General features: G+C 67.7%; 14 protein-coding genes and 1 tRNA gene. 7 read left to right on the top strand and 8 right to left on the bottom strand.

Features of this window, described 5'->3' with window-relative positions:
- Position 1: 1 nt before the first annotated feature.
- From NOCYR_RS08395 to aceE, 5 genes are all read right to left on the bottom strand, one after another.
- The gene (locus tag NOCYR_RS08395; protein WP_048833179.1) at positions 2 to 1,252 is read right to left on the bottom strand and encodes a KasA/KasB family beta-ketoacyl-ACP synthase; all 1,251 of its coding nucleotides are present in this window, start codon (positions 1,250 to 1,252) and stop codon (positions 2 to 4) included.
- Positions 1,253 to 1,262: 10 nt separating this feature from the next.
- Entirely contained in the window at positions 1,263 to 1,565 is a 303-nt protein-coding gene (gene acpM, locus NOCYR_RS08390; protein ID WP_014349925.1) for a meromycolate extension acyl carrier protein AcpM, read from the bottom strand.
- A gap of 126 nt (positions 1,566 to 1,691) precedes the next feature.
- Positions 1,692 to 2,606, bottom strand: a complete 915-nt coding sequence (locus tag NOCYR_RS08385; protein ID WP_036534944.1) for an ACP S-malonyltransferase — start codon at positions 2,604 to 2,606, stop codon at positions 1,692 to 1,694.
- A gap of 128 nt (positions 2,607 to 2,734) precedes the next feature.
- Positions 2,735 to 4,036, bottom strand: coding sequence for a PucR family transcriptional regulator (locus NOCYR_RS08380; protein WP_370012589.1), 1,302 nt, complete (start codon positions 4,034 to 4,036; stop codon positions 2,735 to 2,737).
- Positions 4,037 to 4,080: 44 nt separating this feature from the next.
- A complete protein-coding gene (aceE, locus tag NOCYR_RS08375; protein ID WP_014349922.1) occupies positions 4,081 to 6,876 on the bottom strand; it encodes a pyruvate dehydrogenase (acetyl-transferring), homodimeric type in 2,796 nt (931 codons plus the stop codon).
- A gap of 378 nt (positions 6,877 to 7,254) precedes the next feature.
- Between aceE and NOCYR_RS08370 the strand changes: the two genes are divergently transcribed.
- The 7 genes from NOCYR_RS08370 (at position 7,255) to NOCYR_RS08340 (ending at position 10,285) form a co-directional block, all read left to right on the top strand.
- Positions 7,255 to 7,812, top strand: a complete 558-nt coding sequence (locus tag NOCYR_RS08370; RefSeq protein ID WP_014349921.1) for a hypothetical protein — start codon at positions 7,255 to 7,257, stop codon at positions 7,810 to 7,812.
- A gap of 117 nt (positions 7,813 to 7,929) precedes the next feature.
- Entirely contained in the window at positions 7,930 to 8,352 is a 423-nt protein-coding gene (locus NOCYR_RS08365) for a DUF3052 domain-containing protein (protein ID WP_014349920.1), read from the top strand.
- 78 nt (positions 8,353 to 8,430) lie between these two features.
- The gene (locus NOCYR_RS08360; RefSeq protein ID WP_014349919.1) at positions 8,431 to 8,895 is read left to right on the top strand and encodes a peroxiredoxin; all 465 of its coding nucleotides are present in this window, start codon (positions 8,431 to 8,433) and stop codon (positions 8,893 to 8,895) included.
- A 34-nt stretch (positions 8,896 to 8,929) separates the two neighbouring features.
- Positions 8,930 to 9,001: transfer RNA gene (locus NOCYR_RS08355), tRNA-Val, on the top strand.
- A gap of 36 nt (positions 9,002 to 9,037) precedes the next feature.
- On the top strand, positions 9,038 to 9,307 hold the full coding sequence (locus NOCYR_RS08350) for a hypothetical protein (protein ID WP_014349918.1): 270 nt from the start codon (positions 9,038 to 9,040) through the stop codon (positions 9,305 to 9,307).
- Positions 9,304 to 9,696 (top strand): type II toxin-antitoxin system VapC family toxin, encoded by a 393-nt coding sequence (locus tag NOCYR_RS08345; RefSeq protein ID WP_014349917.1) that lies wholly within the window; start codon positions 9,304 to 9,306, stop codon positions 9,694 to 9,696. Before NOCYR_RS08350 ends, NOCYR_RS08345 begins: the two co-directional genes overlap by 4 nt.
- 148 nt (positions 9,697 to 9,844) lie before the next feature.
- Positions 9,845 to 10,285: a hypothetical protein gene (locus tag NOCYR_RS08340; protein WP_014349916.1), complete on the top strand. Its 441-nt coding sequence runs from the start codon at positions 9,845 to 9,847 to the stop codon at positions 10,283 to 10,285.
- An 86-nt stretch (positions 10,286 to 10,371) separates the two neighbouring features.
- Here the strand turns inward: NOCYR_RS08340 and NOCYR_RS08335 are convergent, their stop codons facing one another.
- The 3 genes from NOCYR_RS08335 to NOCYR_RS08325 all read right to left on the bottom strand — a co-directional run bounded on the left by NOCYR_RS08335 (position 10,372) and on the right by NOCYR_RS08325 (position 14,600).
- Positions 10,372 to 11,283, bottom strand: a complete 912-nt coding sequence (locus tag NOCYR_RS08335; protein WP_014349915.1) for an alpha/beta hydrolase family protein — start codon at positions 11,281 to 11,283, stop codon at positions 10,372 to 10,374.
- Between the two features lie 243 nt (positions 11,284 to 11,526).
- Positions 11,527 to 12,780, bottom strand: coding sequence for a glycosyltransferase 87 family protein (locus NOCYR_RS08330; RefSeq protein ID WP_148280569.1), 1,254 nt, complete (start codon positions 12,778 to 12,780; stop codon positions 11,527 to 11,529).
- 194 nt (positions 12,781 to 12,974) lie between these two features.
- A complete protein-coding gene (locus NOCYR_RS08325; protein WP_014349913.1) occupies positions 12,975 to 14,600 on the bottom strand; it encodes a LuxR family transcriptional regulator in 1,626 nt (541 codons plus the stop codon).
- Positions 14,601 to 14,660 lie beyond the last annotated feature (60 nt).

Here is a 14,660-nt window from a genome sequence, read left to right as displayed (position 1 = left end):
GTCAGGCCCGGCCGAAGGCGAGCGCGACATTGTGCCCACCGAAACCGAAGGAGTTGTTGATCGCGTACTCGATCTCCTGGCGGCGGGCTTCGCCCTTCACCACGTCGAGGTCGATCTCGGGATCCTGGTTCTCCAGGTTCAGCGTCGGCGGGACGATGCCGTCCCGGATGCTGAGTACGGTGAGCACGGACTCGAGGGCACCGACGGCGCCGATCGAGTGACCCAGTGCTGATTTCGGCGCATACACCGAGGCGTGGTTGCCCACGGCCTTGTTGATGGCCTTCGCCTCCGCGGTGTCACCGATCGGGGTGGCAGTCGCGTGGGCGTTGATGTGGGTGATGTCCTTGGCGGACAGACCCGCGGTCTGCATCGCCCTGGTCATGGCGCGCGCGGCGCCGGTGCCCTCGGGGTCGGGCGCGACCAGGTGGAAGCCGTCGGAGGTGATGCCCGCGCCGAGCAGGCGAGCGTGGATGGTGGCCCCACGCGCCTTGGCGTGCTCTTCGGTCTCGATGACCATGAGCGCACCGGCCTCACCGAAGACGAACCCGTCGCGATCCTTGTCGAAGGGACGCGAGGCGCCCTTCGGATCGTCGTTGCGGGTGCTCATCGCACGCATCATGGAGAACGCGGCGATCGGCACCGAGTCGATGTAGCCCTCGACACCACCGGTGACGACGATGTCGGCATCGCCCATGGCGATCATCCGCCACGCGTTGGCGATGGCTTCCGAACCCGACGAGCACGCCGAGACCGGAGTGACCACTCCCGCCCTGGCCTTCAGCTCGAGACCGACGACGGCCGACGGGCCGTTCGGCATGACCATCTGAACAGCCAGCGGCGAGATCTTGCGATAGCCACCGTTCTTCAGCTTGTCCACCGAATCGATGAGCGCGTCACCGCCACCGATCCCGGTGCCGATGGCCACACCCAGCCGGTCGGGATCGACCTCGGGGCTGCCCGCGTTGCGCCAGACCTCGCGACCGAGCACGGTCGCGAGCCGCTCGACGTAGGCCATGCGCCGGATCTCGACCCGGCTGAGCAGGGTGTCCGGCGAAACCTTCAGGTGACCGCCGATGCGGACCGGAAGGTCGTATTCCTCGACGAAGGAATCCTCGAGAACGTCGATGCCGCTCTCGCCGTTGAGGAGTCCCTTCCACGTCGCATCGACGTCGCCCGCGATCGACGTGGTCGCCGCCAGGCTCGTAACGACGACGTTGGGGAAGTTCCCGTTCAAGGTGGAAGGAGTGGTCACGGTGTCGGCCCTACTCGGCGTTGTCGAACTTGGCCTTGAGCTCCGCGGCGGCGTCAGCGTTCTCCGCCTCGAGCTTCTGGATGTAGGAGACGGCGTCGCCGACCGTCTTCAGGCTGGCCAGATCCTCGTCCGGGATCTTCACGCCGTACTTGTCCTCGGTCTGCACTGCGATCTCGACCATGGACAGCGAGTCGATGTCCAGGTCATCGACGAAGGACTTCTCGATCGTCACCTCGGAGGGCTCGATACCGGTCACCTCTTCGATGATCTTGCCGAGTTCCTCGACGATTTGTTCCTGGGTCAGAGCGGCCACTTTGGTGGCTCCCTTCTTGTTACTGTGTAGGGCTTCACTGTTTTTCTTCGGATCGAGCGGGCGGAAAGTTACGCCAACTCGGTCACGACCGGGCTTCAACGTCGAAGCACGACCGCGGGTGGAAAGCTAGCCGGAGCTGGTGAGCTCGGCCAAGGTGGGGAGGTCGGCGGGGGTCTTCAGGGCGAGATTCGGCGTGCCCTTCAGTTCCCGTTTCGCAATTCCGACGAGAGTGCCCGCCGGCGGCAATTCCACCACCGCCGAAACGCTGGCCTGCCGGACCGTTTCGGTGCACAGGTCCCACCGGACGGGCCGGGTGACCTGCGCGGCGAGCTTATCGACCGCATCCTGGCCCGAGGCGACCGGCTTGCCGTCGAAGTTCGACAGCAGGGTCCGGGTCGGCTCGTTCGGCGCGATCTTTGCCACAGCTGCGGTGACCGCGTCCTGGGCCGGAGCCATGTACGCGGTGTGGAACGCGCCCGCGACGGGCAGCGCGCGGACCCGGGCCTTTTCCGGCGGGTTCGCGGCGAGCTCGGCGAGAGCGTCCAGAGCGCCCGCGGCTACGATCTGGCCCACCGCGTTGCGGTTGGCCGGGACGAGGTCGAGTTCCGCGAGCCGTTCGAGCACGGCGGCTTCGTCGCCACCGAGCACGGCGGACATTCCGGTCGGTTCGAGCGCGCACGCCTTGGCCATTTCCGCACCGCGGATGGCGGCCAGGGTGACCGCGTCGTCGGCGGAGATGACTCCGGCGACGGCGGCGGCGGCGAGTTCGCCGACCGAGTGTCCGGCGACGATGGTATCGGCCGGCAGCGAATCGGTGTCGATTTCGGCGAAAGCGAGTAGCGCGGCGGCGACGACCAGCGGCTGGGTCACCGCGGTGTCGGTGATCTCTTCGGCCGTCGCGGTGGTGCCGAGACGAACCAGGTCCAGACCGGAGGCCTTCGACCACAGCGCGAGACGGTCATGCGCGCCGGGGAGGTCGAGCCAAGGCGCGAGCATGCCGGGTGTCTGGGAGCCCTGTCCAGGGGCGAACAACGCGATCACATCTCTAAGAGAACACTGTGAGACGGCTCTCGGGAGATGTCGACGCGAATGAAGCTTGCCGACCCGTTTTGTGTGAACTCCACAAAACGCCACGTGGCTCGTCCCGATCGACACAGCCGCTGCCGGCGTTACAACCCATCTCCATCGGTCGAGACGTAAGTGGCCTCAGGTGCTGGTGTTGACGATTCGTTACGAGTTCGTGTCAAACGACCTACTGTGGCGGCAATCCGGAGCACGTACGCATCCCGCGGATTGAGCGGATCGCGCCCGGTGATCTCACCGATTCGTTTGAGGCGGTAGCGAACGGTATTTGGATGGACGTACAGCTGACGGGCACACGTCTCGACCGCGCCACCACAATCCAGATAGGCATCGAGAGTGTCCGCCAGCGCCGATCCCGCCGCGGCCAACGGAAGGACAAGATACTCGTTCAGCGCCTCGATCGCAGCTCGGTCCCCCAGCAGGGCTCGTTCGGGCAGCAATTCCGACGCATGCACCGGTCGCGGGGCGCCCCGCCACCCGATCACCGCTTCCATACCGGCCAGTGCCTCGACCGCGCTGGCGTGCGCGGCGCCCAGGGTGCGGGTGGTCGGGCCGATCACCACCGGGCCGTCCGAGAACACCTCGTTGAGCAGGTCCGACAGAAACGACGACACCTGGGCGGTCTCGTCGAGATGGCCGCTGACCACCATCACCAGCCGCGAGCCCTGCACCACCGCCAGCGCCGCACGTCCGTGCCGGGCGGCGATGGTGTGCACCCCGCCGACCACCGAGACGCCCTGATCCCTGGGCGGGGTGCCGACCAGCACGGTGGCCGGCGCGGTGGCGTCCCAGTTGAGGGTGGCGGCCCGGGAGAGCATGTCCGGGCCGGTATCCCCGCGCACCACGGCGTCGACGACCAGCGCCTCGAGCCGGGTATCCCAGGCGCCCCGGGATTCGGCCGCGCTGGCATACACCGAGGCGGCCGCGAACCCGAGCTCACGCCCGTATCGCAGCACCGCCTCGGTGAGCGCCACCAGCTGCCGGTCGTTGCGCGCCAGCGCGGGCAGCCACTGTTCGAAGAACTCCATGGCCACCCGGACCATGTCCACGGTCTGGCGCAGCGTCAGCCGCCGCGCCAGATCCTGCGGAATCACCTGGAAGGCGTCCAGGCTGAACCGGATATCGCTGTCGGGATCCTGCAACCACTCCAGGAAGTTCACCACCGCGGTCTGCACCAGCATCTGGACGCCGGCGCGTTGCGCGGCGTCCAGATCGGCGAAGAACGGCAACCTGTCCTGCATCGACCCGACGGCCTCGGTGGACAGTCGCCCCGAGAACTGCTTCACGCGTTTGAGCAGCGTGTCCGGGAGCGGGTCGCGGGTCTGCCGGTTCGGTGAGAGCGCGCCGGTCGGCAGATACACCTCGTGCTCGGAGGAGCCGTCGGAGATCCGGCGCGGCCGCGGCGGTTTTCGATCCACCCTCTAATGGTGCGCTATTCGGTTTCCCCGTCCGCGCCCGCCACCGGCTTCGGCGCGGCGTCCACGTCGTCGATGCGGTAGCGCTGGGCGGCCTGGGTGAGCACGGACTGTTCGACCTTGCCCGCCCGCACCAGCGCCTCCAGCGCCGCCACGGCGATGGATTCGGCGTCGACATTGAACACCCGGCGCGCGGCCGGACGGGTGTCGGAGAAGCCGAAACCGTCGGTGCCGAGGGTGACGAACTCACCGGGCACCCACTGCCGCACCTGATCGGGCACCGCCCGCATCCAGTCGGTCGCGGCGATGTAGGGACCCTGGACCCGCGAGAGCGCCTCGGTGACATACGGCACCGCCGGCTCGCTGCCAGGCGCCCGCAGCGCAGCGATCTCCTTGGCCAGCGCCTCCTTGCGCAGCTCACCCCACGAGGTCACCGACCACACATCGGCCGCCACACCCCATTCGGCGAGCAGCTCCTGGGCGCGCACACCGTCGGGCACGGTAACACCCGAAACCAGGATCTGGGCGCGCACATCGCCTTCGGCACCCGGCTTGTACAGGTAGATGCCCTTGAGCAGACCCGCCACATCCAGGTTGTCCGGCTCGGCCGGCTGCTGGTACGGCTCGTTGTACAGGGTGATGTAGTAGAAGACGTTCTCGCCGCCGAACACATCGGCCTCATCGCGCAGGTGCGACTCGGTACCCGGCATCGCGTACGGACCCGTTTCCGGCTTCCCGCCGCCGTACATCCGGCGCAAGCCGTCGCGCACGATATGAGCGATCTCGAAGGCGAACGCCGGATCGTAGGTGACCACCGCGGGATTCGTGGAAGCCAGCAGCAGCGAGTGGCCGTCGTTGTGTTGCAGACCCTCGCCGGTGAGCGTGGTGCGACCGGCGGTGGCGCCGAGCACGAATCCACGCGCCAGCTGATCGGCCGCGGCCCACAAGCCGTCACCGGTGCGCTGGAACCCGAACATCGAATAGAAGATGTAGAGCGGGATCATCGGCTCGCCGTGGGTGGCGTAGGAGGTGCCCGCCGCGGTGAACGACGCGGTCGAACCGGCCTCGTTGATGCCCTCGTGCAGGATCTGGCCGACCGTGCTCTCCTTGTAGGCGAGCATCAGTTCCGCGTCGACCGAGGTGTAGAGCTGGCCGTTGCGGTTGTAGATCTTCAGCGACGGGAACCACGAGTCCATGCCGAAGGTGCGGGCCTCGTCCGGGATGATCGGCACGATCCGCTTGCCGATCTCCTTGTCCCGCAACAGTTCCTTCATCAGCCGCACCAACGCCATCGTGGTGGCCACGTTCTGCTTGCCGGAACCCTTGCGCACCGAACGGTAGGCCTCATCACCGGGCAGCTTCAGCGGCTGCGCCGAGGTACGCCGCTCCGGCAGGAACCCACCGAGCGCCTTGCGCCGGTCGAGCATGTACTGGATCTCGCGCGCCTCCATACCCGGGTGGTAGTACGGCGGCAGGTACGGATCCTTCTCCAGCTCGGCATCGCTGATCGGGATGCGCTGCAGGTCGCGGAAGTCCTTGAGGTCCTGCAACGTCAGCTTCTTCATCTGATGGGTGGCGTTGCGGCCCTCGAAGTGCTTGCCGAGGGTGTAGCCCTTGATGGTCTTGGCCAGGATCACCGTCGGCTGACCCTTGTGCGCCATCGCCGCGGCGTAAGCGGCATAGACCTTGCGGTAGTCGTGACCGCCGCGCTTGAGGTTCCAGATCTCCTGATCGGACAGATCCGCCACCAGTGCCTTGGTGCGCGGGTCGCGGCCGAAGAAGTGATCGCGCACGTAGGCGCCGTCGTTGGCCTTGTAGGTCTGGTAGTCGCCGTCGGGGGTGGTGTTCATCAAGTTCACCAGCGCGCCGTCGCGGTCGGCGCCCAGCAGCGCATCCCACTCCCGGCCCCAGATCACCTTGATGACGTTCCAGCCCGCACCGCGGAAGAACGACTCCAGCTCCTGGATGATCTTGCCGTTGCCGCGCACCGGGCCGTCCAGGCGCTGCAGGTTGCAGTTGATGACGAAGGTCAGATTGTCCAGGCCCTCGTTGGCCGCCACCTGGATCAGCCCACGCGACTCCGGCTCGTCCATCTCACCGTCGCCGAGGAAGGCCCACACGTGCTGATCGGAGGTGTCCTTGATCCCGCGATCGTGCAGGTAGTGGTTGAACCGCGCCTGATAGATGGCATTCATCGGGCCCAGGCCCATCGACACCGTGGGGAACTCCCAGAAGTTGTCGAGCAGGCGCGGATGCGGGTAGGACGGCAGGCCCTTGCCGGGACCGCCGTGGCTGTATTCCTGGCGGAATCCGTCCATCTGATCGGTCGACAGCCGGCCCTCGAGGAAGGCGCGGGCATAGATACCGGGCGAGGCATGGCCCTGGATGAAGATCGAATCGCCGCCGCCGGGATGGTCCTTGCCGCGGAAGAAGTGGTTGAAGCCGACCTCGTACAACGCCGCCGAGGACGCGTAGGTCGAGATGTGGCCGCCCACGCCGATACCGGGACGCTGCGCGCGATGCACCATGATCGCGGCGTTCCAGCGGATCCAGGCGCGGTAGCGGCGCTCCACTTCCTCGTCGCCGGGGAACCACGGCTCGTTCTCGGTGGGGATGGTGTTGACGTAATCGGTGGAGGTCAGCGCGGGAATCGAGACCCGGCGCTCACCGGCACGCTCGAGCAGGCGCAGCATCAGATAGCGCGCGCGTCCCGGGCCTTCCCGGTCGAGCATGTCGTCGAAGGATTCCAGCCATTCGCTGGTCTCCTCGGGATCGATATCGGGCAGGTAGGACGCCACGCCTTCGCGGATCACCCGGACCCGTTCGCCGGTCTGACGGCCGGCAGACGATCCGTTCGCGTCGCGGGCACCGGGCGGCGTGGAATCGGGTACAGCGGGTTGCGCTGGAGCGGAAGAGTGGATCAGGTCGGTCAAATCTGCTCCTCGTACATGGGGCGGACAAGCTGATGGCGTCTGTTTCCCCGGGCGGCCACTCTGGTGGGCGGACCACCCGTTTACGAAAGTCCGGGCGCACCCTCCATCCTTGCCGAGGATGCGTCCCAGGTCATCATGTCAGCCACAAATCCAGTACGGTTTCTCCTCGACGGGTTACTCGGCAGTTTCCGGTGTGGACCGGTGTTCGGGGGCTGCCCGGATATCGATCGGACACGAGAAATGAGAGCGGGGAGGACGATGAAACTGCTGGACCCACGCGGGGTCGGGCTGGTGTGCGCGGCCGCAGCGCTGATCGCGGGAGCGACGATCGCGGGCTGCTCGAACAGCGTGGACGGCACCGCCGCGCCCAATGCCGCCGACCTGTCGGCCTACAAAACCTACGCGGCGTCGTCCTCGGCGGCGGCGACCTCCTCACGCAAGGCCGCGGCGCAGGCCAAGGCCATCGCCGACAACTGCGGGCAGTTCCCCGTCATCACCGGTGTCGGGGTCAGTAAGTACAACGAGTTCGTCGACGCGCACGACTCGAACGCCCCCGATTACGACGCCAAACGCGATACCGCCGCGAACACCCTGGAAGATGCCGCCAACAAGGTCGAGGCCGGCGTCAACGCGGCCAAGGACGACCTGCCTGCGGACCTGAAGACCAAGCTCACCGAGTACGTCAACGCGGCACGGGCGTTGGCGCAGGCCACCAGGGGTATGCACTACACCGCGCCGGTGGGCCCGCTCAACGACGCCAGCCGCCGCGTCAACGACGCGCGCAACGCGGTACGCGACGACTGCTCGGCACGCTGATCGAGCTCGAATTCCCGCGACATCCGATGGCCAATTCATCGGATCGGCTTGCGTTGCGGCCGATAACCATGTTCGCTTGCACCTACCTGTAGTCGGCATATTGAGGAGGACACCACCGTGGTCGCCGCGGCGGACGCGCAGAATTTCGCTCAGAAGCTTGGCATCACCCACGGCTTGGTCGTCCAGGAGCTGGGCTGGGACGAGGACACCAACGACGACCTTCGGGCCGACGTCGAGGAAACCATCGGAACGGAACTGCTGGACGAGGATTCCGACGAGGTCATCGACGTCGTGCTGCTGTGGTGGCGCGACGGTGACGGCGACCTGGTCGACGAGCTGATGGAGGCGATCGGACCGCTCGCCGACGACGGTTTCATCTGGGTGCTCACCCCCAAGACCGGCCAGCCCGGACATGTCGATCCCAGCGAGATCGCCGAGGCAGCCCCCACCGCGGGACTGACCCAGACCTCGGCGATCAGCCTCGGCGATTGGGCGGGCAGCCGCCTTGTCCAGCCGAAGGCCCCCTCCAAACAGCGCTGACCGGCGTTTCACCTAAGGTTGCGGCCGGGCGATGTGTACGCGCCGCCCGGCCGGGCCCGACATGATGGAGGATCAGCGATGCCACTCGAGGTAGGCACCCTCGCGCCGGACTTCACGCTGAAGGATCAGAACAACCAGGAAGTCAGCCTGTCGGACTTCCGGGGCAAGAAGAACGTGCTCGTGGTCTTCTTCCCGCTGGCGTTCACCGGCATCTGCCAGGGCGAGCTGTGCAAGGTGCGCGACGAGCTGCCCAAGTTCCAAAACGACGACGCCGAGATCATCGCGATCTCCGTCGGCCCGCCGCCCACCCACAAGATCTGGGCCGCCGAACAGGGCTACACCTTCCCCCTGCTGTCCGATTTCTGGCCGCACGGCGCCGTCGCCCAAACCTACGGCGTGTTCAACGAGAAATCCGGCTACCCCAACCGCGGCACCTTCGTCGTCGACAAGGACGGCTACATCCGTTTCGCGGAAATGAACGCCCCCGGCGAGCCCCGTGACCAGGCAGCTTGGGAGAAAGCGCTCGCCGCGCTAGATTCATAACCCGTCGCCGCCGGTTTGATCGCCGGCAGCGCCCGGGCGTATAGCTCAGCGGTAGAGCTCTGGTTTTACACACCAGCGGTCGGCGGTTCGAACCCGTCTGCGCCCACAACTTGTTTAACAATCTTTTTGTTAAGATGTGGACATGACCGTTCCGGCTCCCGGCGAAGGCCCGGTCCGTCCCGTCTCCGTCTCCCTGCACGAGGGCACCATTGCGGCCCTCAAGGCCCGCACGGGTAAGCGGGGCATGTCCGGTTACGTCGAAGCACTGATCCAGCGCCAATTGGAACGGGACCGGTTGCGCGAACTCATCGAAGACGCCGAGGCATCACACGGACCAGTCGACAGCACAGCGGTCGAAGCCAAACGCGCACTCCTGCGCAACCCATCTGCCGATTCCGAAGATGCCGCGTGAGCGGCACTCTCGTCCTCGACTGTGAAGGCTTGTCCAAGCTCATACTTCGTACGCCCGAGCTGACCGAGTGGCTGACAGCCGCAGAAGCCGAGGACTTCCGCGTCATCATCAGTTCGGTAACCCTCGTCGAGGCGCGACACCCGAAAACCAACCAGGCACGTTTCGATTACGCCGTTTCCCGAGTCAACGTGGTGCCGCCGGACGAAGTGATCGCCCGCCGTGCGAGCAAGCTTCTCGCCGCCGCCGGCTTACACGGCCACAAGTACGCCTTGGACGCGATCGTGGCAGCCACCGCGCTCACCGCGCCTGCTCCGGCTACCATTCTGACCTCGGATCCGGATGACCTCCAGACACTCTGCGGTTCAGGCGTCCGTGTCATCAAGATCTGAGCGTGCAGCAGCTTCAGCGACTGAAAACCCTGATGCCCCTTGCAAGTAGCCGGCGAGCCGTGATCGATCGTGAGCCGGTCGTGCTGCCGGGCCGAACCGGCGTGTGGAAGTCATTGCACCGGAAGGGGATTGCGGAAAGGATGGCAGCATGAGCAAGGTAGCGGTGAGCACCGAACTGCCCATCTCCGCCGAGGCGGCCTGGCGGCTCGCGCAGAAACCGGAGATGTTCGAATACGTTCTCGCGCCGATCATTCGGATGACGGGGCTGGATCTGCCGGAGCGGCTCGAAGCGGGGGCGTCGGGGACGGCGCGGATGTGGATGTTCGGGGTGATCCCGGCGTGGAAACACCACATGACGGTGGTGCGGCTCGAGCCGACCGAGATCTACACCAACGAACACGGGGGCCTAGTGCGGGTCTGGAATCACCGGCTCACCTTCACCCCGCTCGGCGACAACCGCTGCCGCTACACCGACGAGATCGAGATCGAAGACGGTTGGCGCGCGCTCGGGCTGCGCCAGTTCGTCACGTTCCTGTTCCGGCACCGTCAACGCCGCTGGCGCACGTTCGCCGGCATCATCGCCGACTGAGCGCCACCGGGCAGCTCCACTCGCCGAGTGCTTACCTGGGCGTCGGTCCCGGCGCCGGCGAACGCACGACAGGAAGCGCCGAATGCTTACCTTGGCATCGGTGCCGACTCCGGCGAACGCACGACCTTCGCCACCCACTCGGCATTCGGTTCGATCGCGTACGCCTTGGTCGATCCACGATCGGTCCAGCTCGGTTCGAGGAAGGTTTCGGCGGAGCTGCAGGTGAAGCGGTAGAACCAGCAGTGGTCGGCGGTGGTCTGGACGTCGGCCTTGCGGACGATGATCCAGCCGCTGCCGTCGGCGCGCAGGCACTGGCTGCGGCCATCGTCGGGGCACTCCTGCGGGGTGAAACCGGCGGCCTTGTTCAGGACCTCGGGTTTGCCGTTGTTCTCGTTCTCACCGGCCAGCACCCGCAGGCGGTTGACCGGCAGCACCGAGGGCATGTCGCCGCCGTAGCCGGTGGTCCACACCGCGCGGACCCGCGGGTCGTGATTGGGGGCCAGGTGGGCGACGGCACCGCCCTGGCTGTGCCCCCATGTCGCGATTCCGAGATCGCAGTCGACGGTCTCCAGCGCGCAGGCCACCCTCAGCAGGCTGCGCGGTTCGTGCGGGGCGAACAGGCAGCGGGTCTGGTTGCGGTGGTCGCTGAGCAGGGCGAGCACGGTGTTGTCGTAGTCGACCATGAGCGCGACGAAGCCGCGGCGCGCCATCGCCTCGGTCACGGCGTTCGCGGCGGGAATGTTGTCCCGGATGTCGGCTTCGGGGTCCTTGCCGAAGTTGGTGCCGACGAAGTACAGGAACAACGGATGACGCCGCCCGTCCGCCGGTTCGAAGCCCCGCGTCCGGTACTCCCGCCGGCAATCGGCACTGTTGTCCACGGTCCCGGTGTAGCTGGGCGGAGCTGCGATCTGCTGCACCGCTTCCGGGTTCTGCGCCGAGGACACCCCGGCCTGCCCGGTGCCGCCGAGAAGCAGCGCGGCCAGCCCCACGAGGATCACCCGCCACCACCGGTGCGTTCGATCTCGCGAAGGGCCGTCCGACCTCAGTTCGATCGCCACGCGCCGAGCGTAGTTGCGCCCGGCCAGGACTTTCGGACCCACGCCGAAGAGCCGGCCCCGGCGGCGGTTCGGACGATCGGCACGCTCCGCACCGACTCGGTGCAGGCCATAGAGACCTGTGCCAGGGCCATACGACGTGGCGGGACCCGGCCCACCACCGCTGCCGAGATGCGCTACGGGAACTCACCGCAGCGTCGGCGCGACCACCACCTCGTCGGCCTCGGCGACCGCCTCCGGCTCCGGCGTCGCACCCCGCGCCCGGCTGGCCAGCGCGATCCACCCCAGCAGCAGCAATGCCGCCCACACGTAGGCATCGCCGACGAGGTGCTGGCCGATGGACCAGCCGAGTTCGCGATCGTCGCCCTGCGGGACTCGCTCGTGCGGAGCGATGTAGAACACCCAGGCCGCCGCGGCCGCCACCAGATAGCAGGCGATCGACACCCGGCGCGGCAACATGCCCGCGTACCCCACCAGGATCAGCATGCCGGGCGCAACCCACACCCAGTGATGCGACCACGAGATCGGCGACACCAGCACGGCCAGCAGCGCGTTGGCGAACAGCGCCAGCGGCGCGATATCGGCGACCTTGCGCATGATCGCGTACACCACCGCCAACGCCAGCGCGGCCAGCACCAGCCACAGTGCGGTGAAGGCGATACCGGAGATGCCGAAGCGGGCCAGCACACCCTGGATGGACTGGTTGGTGTGGAACACCGAACCGGACAGTCCGGACATATTGCCGCCGCCGAACCAGTACTCGAACGATTCGCGCGGCAGCACCGCGAAGGCCAGCGCGGTGACCGTCGCGCCGGTGGCGGCGGCGGTGATCGCGGCCTTGTAGTCGCGGCGCACCAGGAAGTAGAGCACGAACGCGGCCGGGGTCAGTTTGATCGCCGCGGCGAGACCGACGAGCACGCCGCGCGGCCATTTGGTCTTCTCCGGCAGGCAGTCGGCGGCGACCAGGCCCATCAGGATCAGGTTCACCTGGCCGAAGTCCAGCGTGGAGACGGTCGGCTCGAGCAGCAGCGTCAGCGGCAGCGCGGTCGCGGCCGCCCACCAGCTCAGACCACGCTGCTGCGGCCACATCCGCCGGGCCACCAGGAACAGCGTCAGCGCGAGCGCGGCAACCGACACCGTGAAGTAGCTGATCACGGCCACATTCCAGGGCAGCAGCGCGAACGGCGACAGCGCCAGCGCCGCGAATGGCGGATAGATGAACGGCAGGCCGATGCCGAACGAGGTTTCCGGCAGGTCGCCGTACAGATCGCCGCCGTCGCGCAGGGTGTCGATCCCGATCCGGTACACCTCGAGGTCGATGAAGCCACGGGAGATCTGGTCCGACAGCCAGAAAGCGACGGCGATCGACAGCAGCACCGGGATGACCCACGGCACTATCCGGGACCAGCGGGTGGGCAACGTGCGCAGACTCTGTGTCATAAGGAGGGGTGTGTGTTGACTGGCCATGGACTCGGCTGGGCGTCGACCCCGGCCGGTCCGGCTTCACGGCGTGCTCGGATTCCGACCACCTCCCCACTGCTCGACGACCTGGGCAACCTTACACAAACGCGGACGGTAGTTGGGAAACGAGGGCGCCCGGCGACACCGGATGAGGGGGCGATGGCAGGCCGAGTTCAGGCGAGGTCGTGCTCGTAGGCGAAGGCGGCCGCGGCGGTGCGCGAGGTGACGTCGAGCTTGGCGAAGATATTGGACAGGTGCCGCGCCACCGTCTTCTCGCTCAGCACGAGCGCCGCCGCGATCTCGGGGTTGCTGCGGCCGATCGCCACCAGGCGCAGCACCTCGATTTCGCGGGCCGACAGCCCGCCGGGCGCGCTGGGCCGCAGCAGCGCCGCGACGTCACGCTCGGCGGGCCCGGCGCCGAGTTCGGCGAAGACGCGGCGGGCCGCGGCGAACTCCGAGCGCGCCGAGTCCTCATCCCCCAGCCCGCGCAGCCCCCGCCCGAGGTCGACCCGGCACCGTGCGGTCTCATAGGGCGCCCCGAGTTCAGTCCACCCACGCACGGCACGACGCAGCTGGGTCACCGCCTCGGCGCAGTCGCCCTGTGCGATCGCGACACACCCCGCGGCCCGCGCCGCCATCGCACGCAACGAGGCGCATCCGGAGCTCGCGGCGATCTCGGTCAGCTCGGCGCAGAGCGCGGCGGCGTCGTCGGTCTCCCGCGCCGCCAGCAGCACCTCGATCGCGGCAGGCAACACCCGGCAGCGATGCACCGGGTCCGGTGTGCGCGCGAGCAGCCCGCGCATCGCGCGCACCGCCGCCGAACCGCGGCCCCGAACCAGCCACAGCAGGGCCGGGCCGGGCTGCGGATCGTGGCCGAAGCCGATCGCCTCGGCGTAGGCGGCCTCGGCGCCGGCGAATTCGCCCCGGATGCGCAACACGTCACCGCGCTCGGCCAGCGCCAACCCGGCAGCCGAGGTGGTCTCGGCGGCGAGGTAGCGGTGCACGGCCAGCTCGAATTCCTCCAGTGCGGCGTCGTAGGCGCCGTGCAGGCGCATCAGCTGGCCACGATGCACCGCGCACTGGCCGGTGAACAGCACCAGGCCGGGCTGGTCGGCGCACCAGGACGTCAGCGCCATCGTCCATTGCTCGGCGCGGCCGAAGTCGGCGATCTCCTGGCAGGCCTCGATCATCGAGCAGTAGATGTGGCCGGCGAACATCGTCGACACGCCCCCGGCGGCGATGCAGGCCATGGCCTCGTCCATCAGCGCGAGCCCCGCGCGCACGTCGCCGCGATAGAGCGTCAGCCTGCCCTGGACCGACAGTCCCATGGCGGTCAGGTCCGGGTCGCCGAAGCGGTGCCCGTAGCCGGTGATCCGGTCGGCGCATTCGGCCGCGGCGGGAAACTCACCGGCGAAGACGTGGCGGAGCATGACCGAGACCAGGACGTAGCCGCGTTCGACCACATCGCCGGGCACCTCGTCGAGCAACCGCTGCGCCCGGCCCACCCAGCCGCCCGCCACCGCGGATTCGCCCGTCATCAGCAGGGTCTGGGCCAGCCAGAAGGCGCACCGGACGGCGGCGAGCCGATTGCCGTCGTCCAGATGCATCCGGTAGGCGCGCTGCATGGCCTGGATGCTGTCGTTGGTGTGGCCGGTCAGGTAGCCGGCGGCGGCCAGGCGCGCGAAATCATCGCCGCGCAGGGCATCGGCGTCCGACTCGGACAGCGCCTGGAAGGCCGCCACCCATTCGCGTCGCTCGTAGGCCTCACGCGCCTGCCGCAAACTGTCGATCACGCCCATCGCGCATCACCTGTTATCGGACGATACGCGCTGGTCGAGGGTGTCGGGAGCGCGTCGGTG

Source organism: Nocardia cyriacigeorgica GUH-2 (assembly GCF_000284035.1).
In the GTDB taxonomy this organism is placed as follows: Bacteria; Actinomycetota; Actinomycetes; order Mycobacteriales; family Mycobacteriaceae; genus Nocardia; species Nocardia cyriacigeorgica_B.
Note: the sequence above shows the minus strand (reverse complement) of the source record. Positions and strands in the feature narration are given on the sequence as shown.

Coding starts and splice junctions, on each gene's coding strand:
- NOCYR_RS08370 (WP_014349921.1), top strand. CDS start 7,255: ATGAAACTGCTGGACCCACGCGGGGTCGGGCTGGTGTGCGCGGCCGCA.
- NOCYR_RS08360 (WP_014349919.1), top strand. CDS start 8,431: ATGCCACTCGAGGTAGGCACCCTCGCGCCGGACTTCACGCTGAAGGAT.
- NOCYR_RS08350 (WP_014349918.1), top strand. CDS start 9,038: ATGACCGTTCCGGCTCCCGGCGAAGGCCCGGTCCGTCCCGTCTCCGTC.
- NOCYR_RS08340 (WP_014349916.1), top strand. CDS start 9,845: ATGAGCAAGGTAGCGGTGAGCACCGAACTGCCCATCTCCGCCGAGGCG.
- NOCYR_RS08330 (WP_148280569.1), bottom strand. CDS start 12,780: ATGACACAGAGTCTGCGCACGTTGCCCACCCGCTGGTCCCGGATAGTG.
- NOCYR_RS08325 (WP_014349913.1), bottom strand. CDS start 14,600: ATGGGCGTGATCGACAGTTTGCGGCAGGCGCGTGAGGCCTACGAGCGA.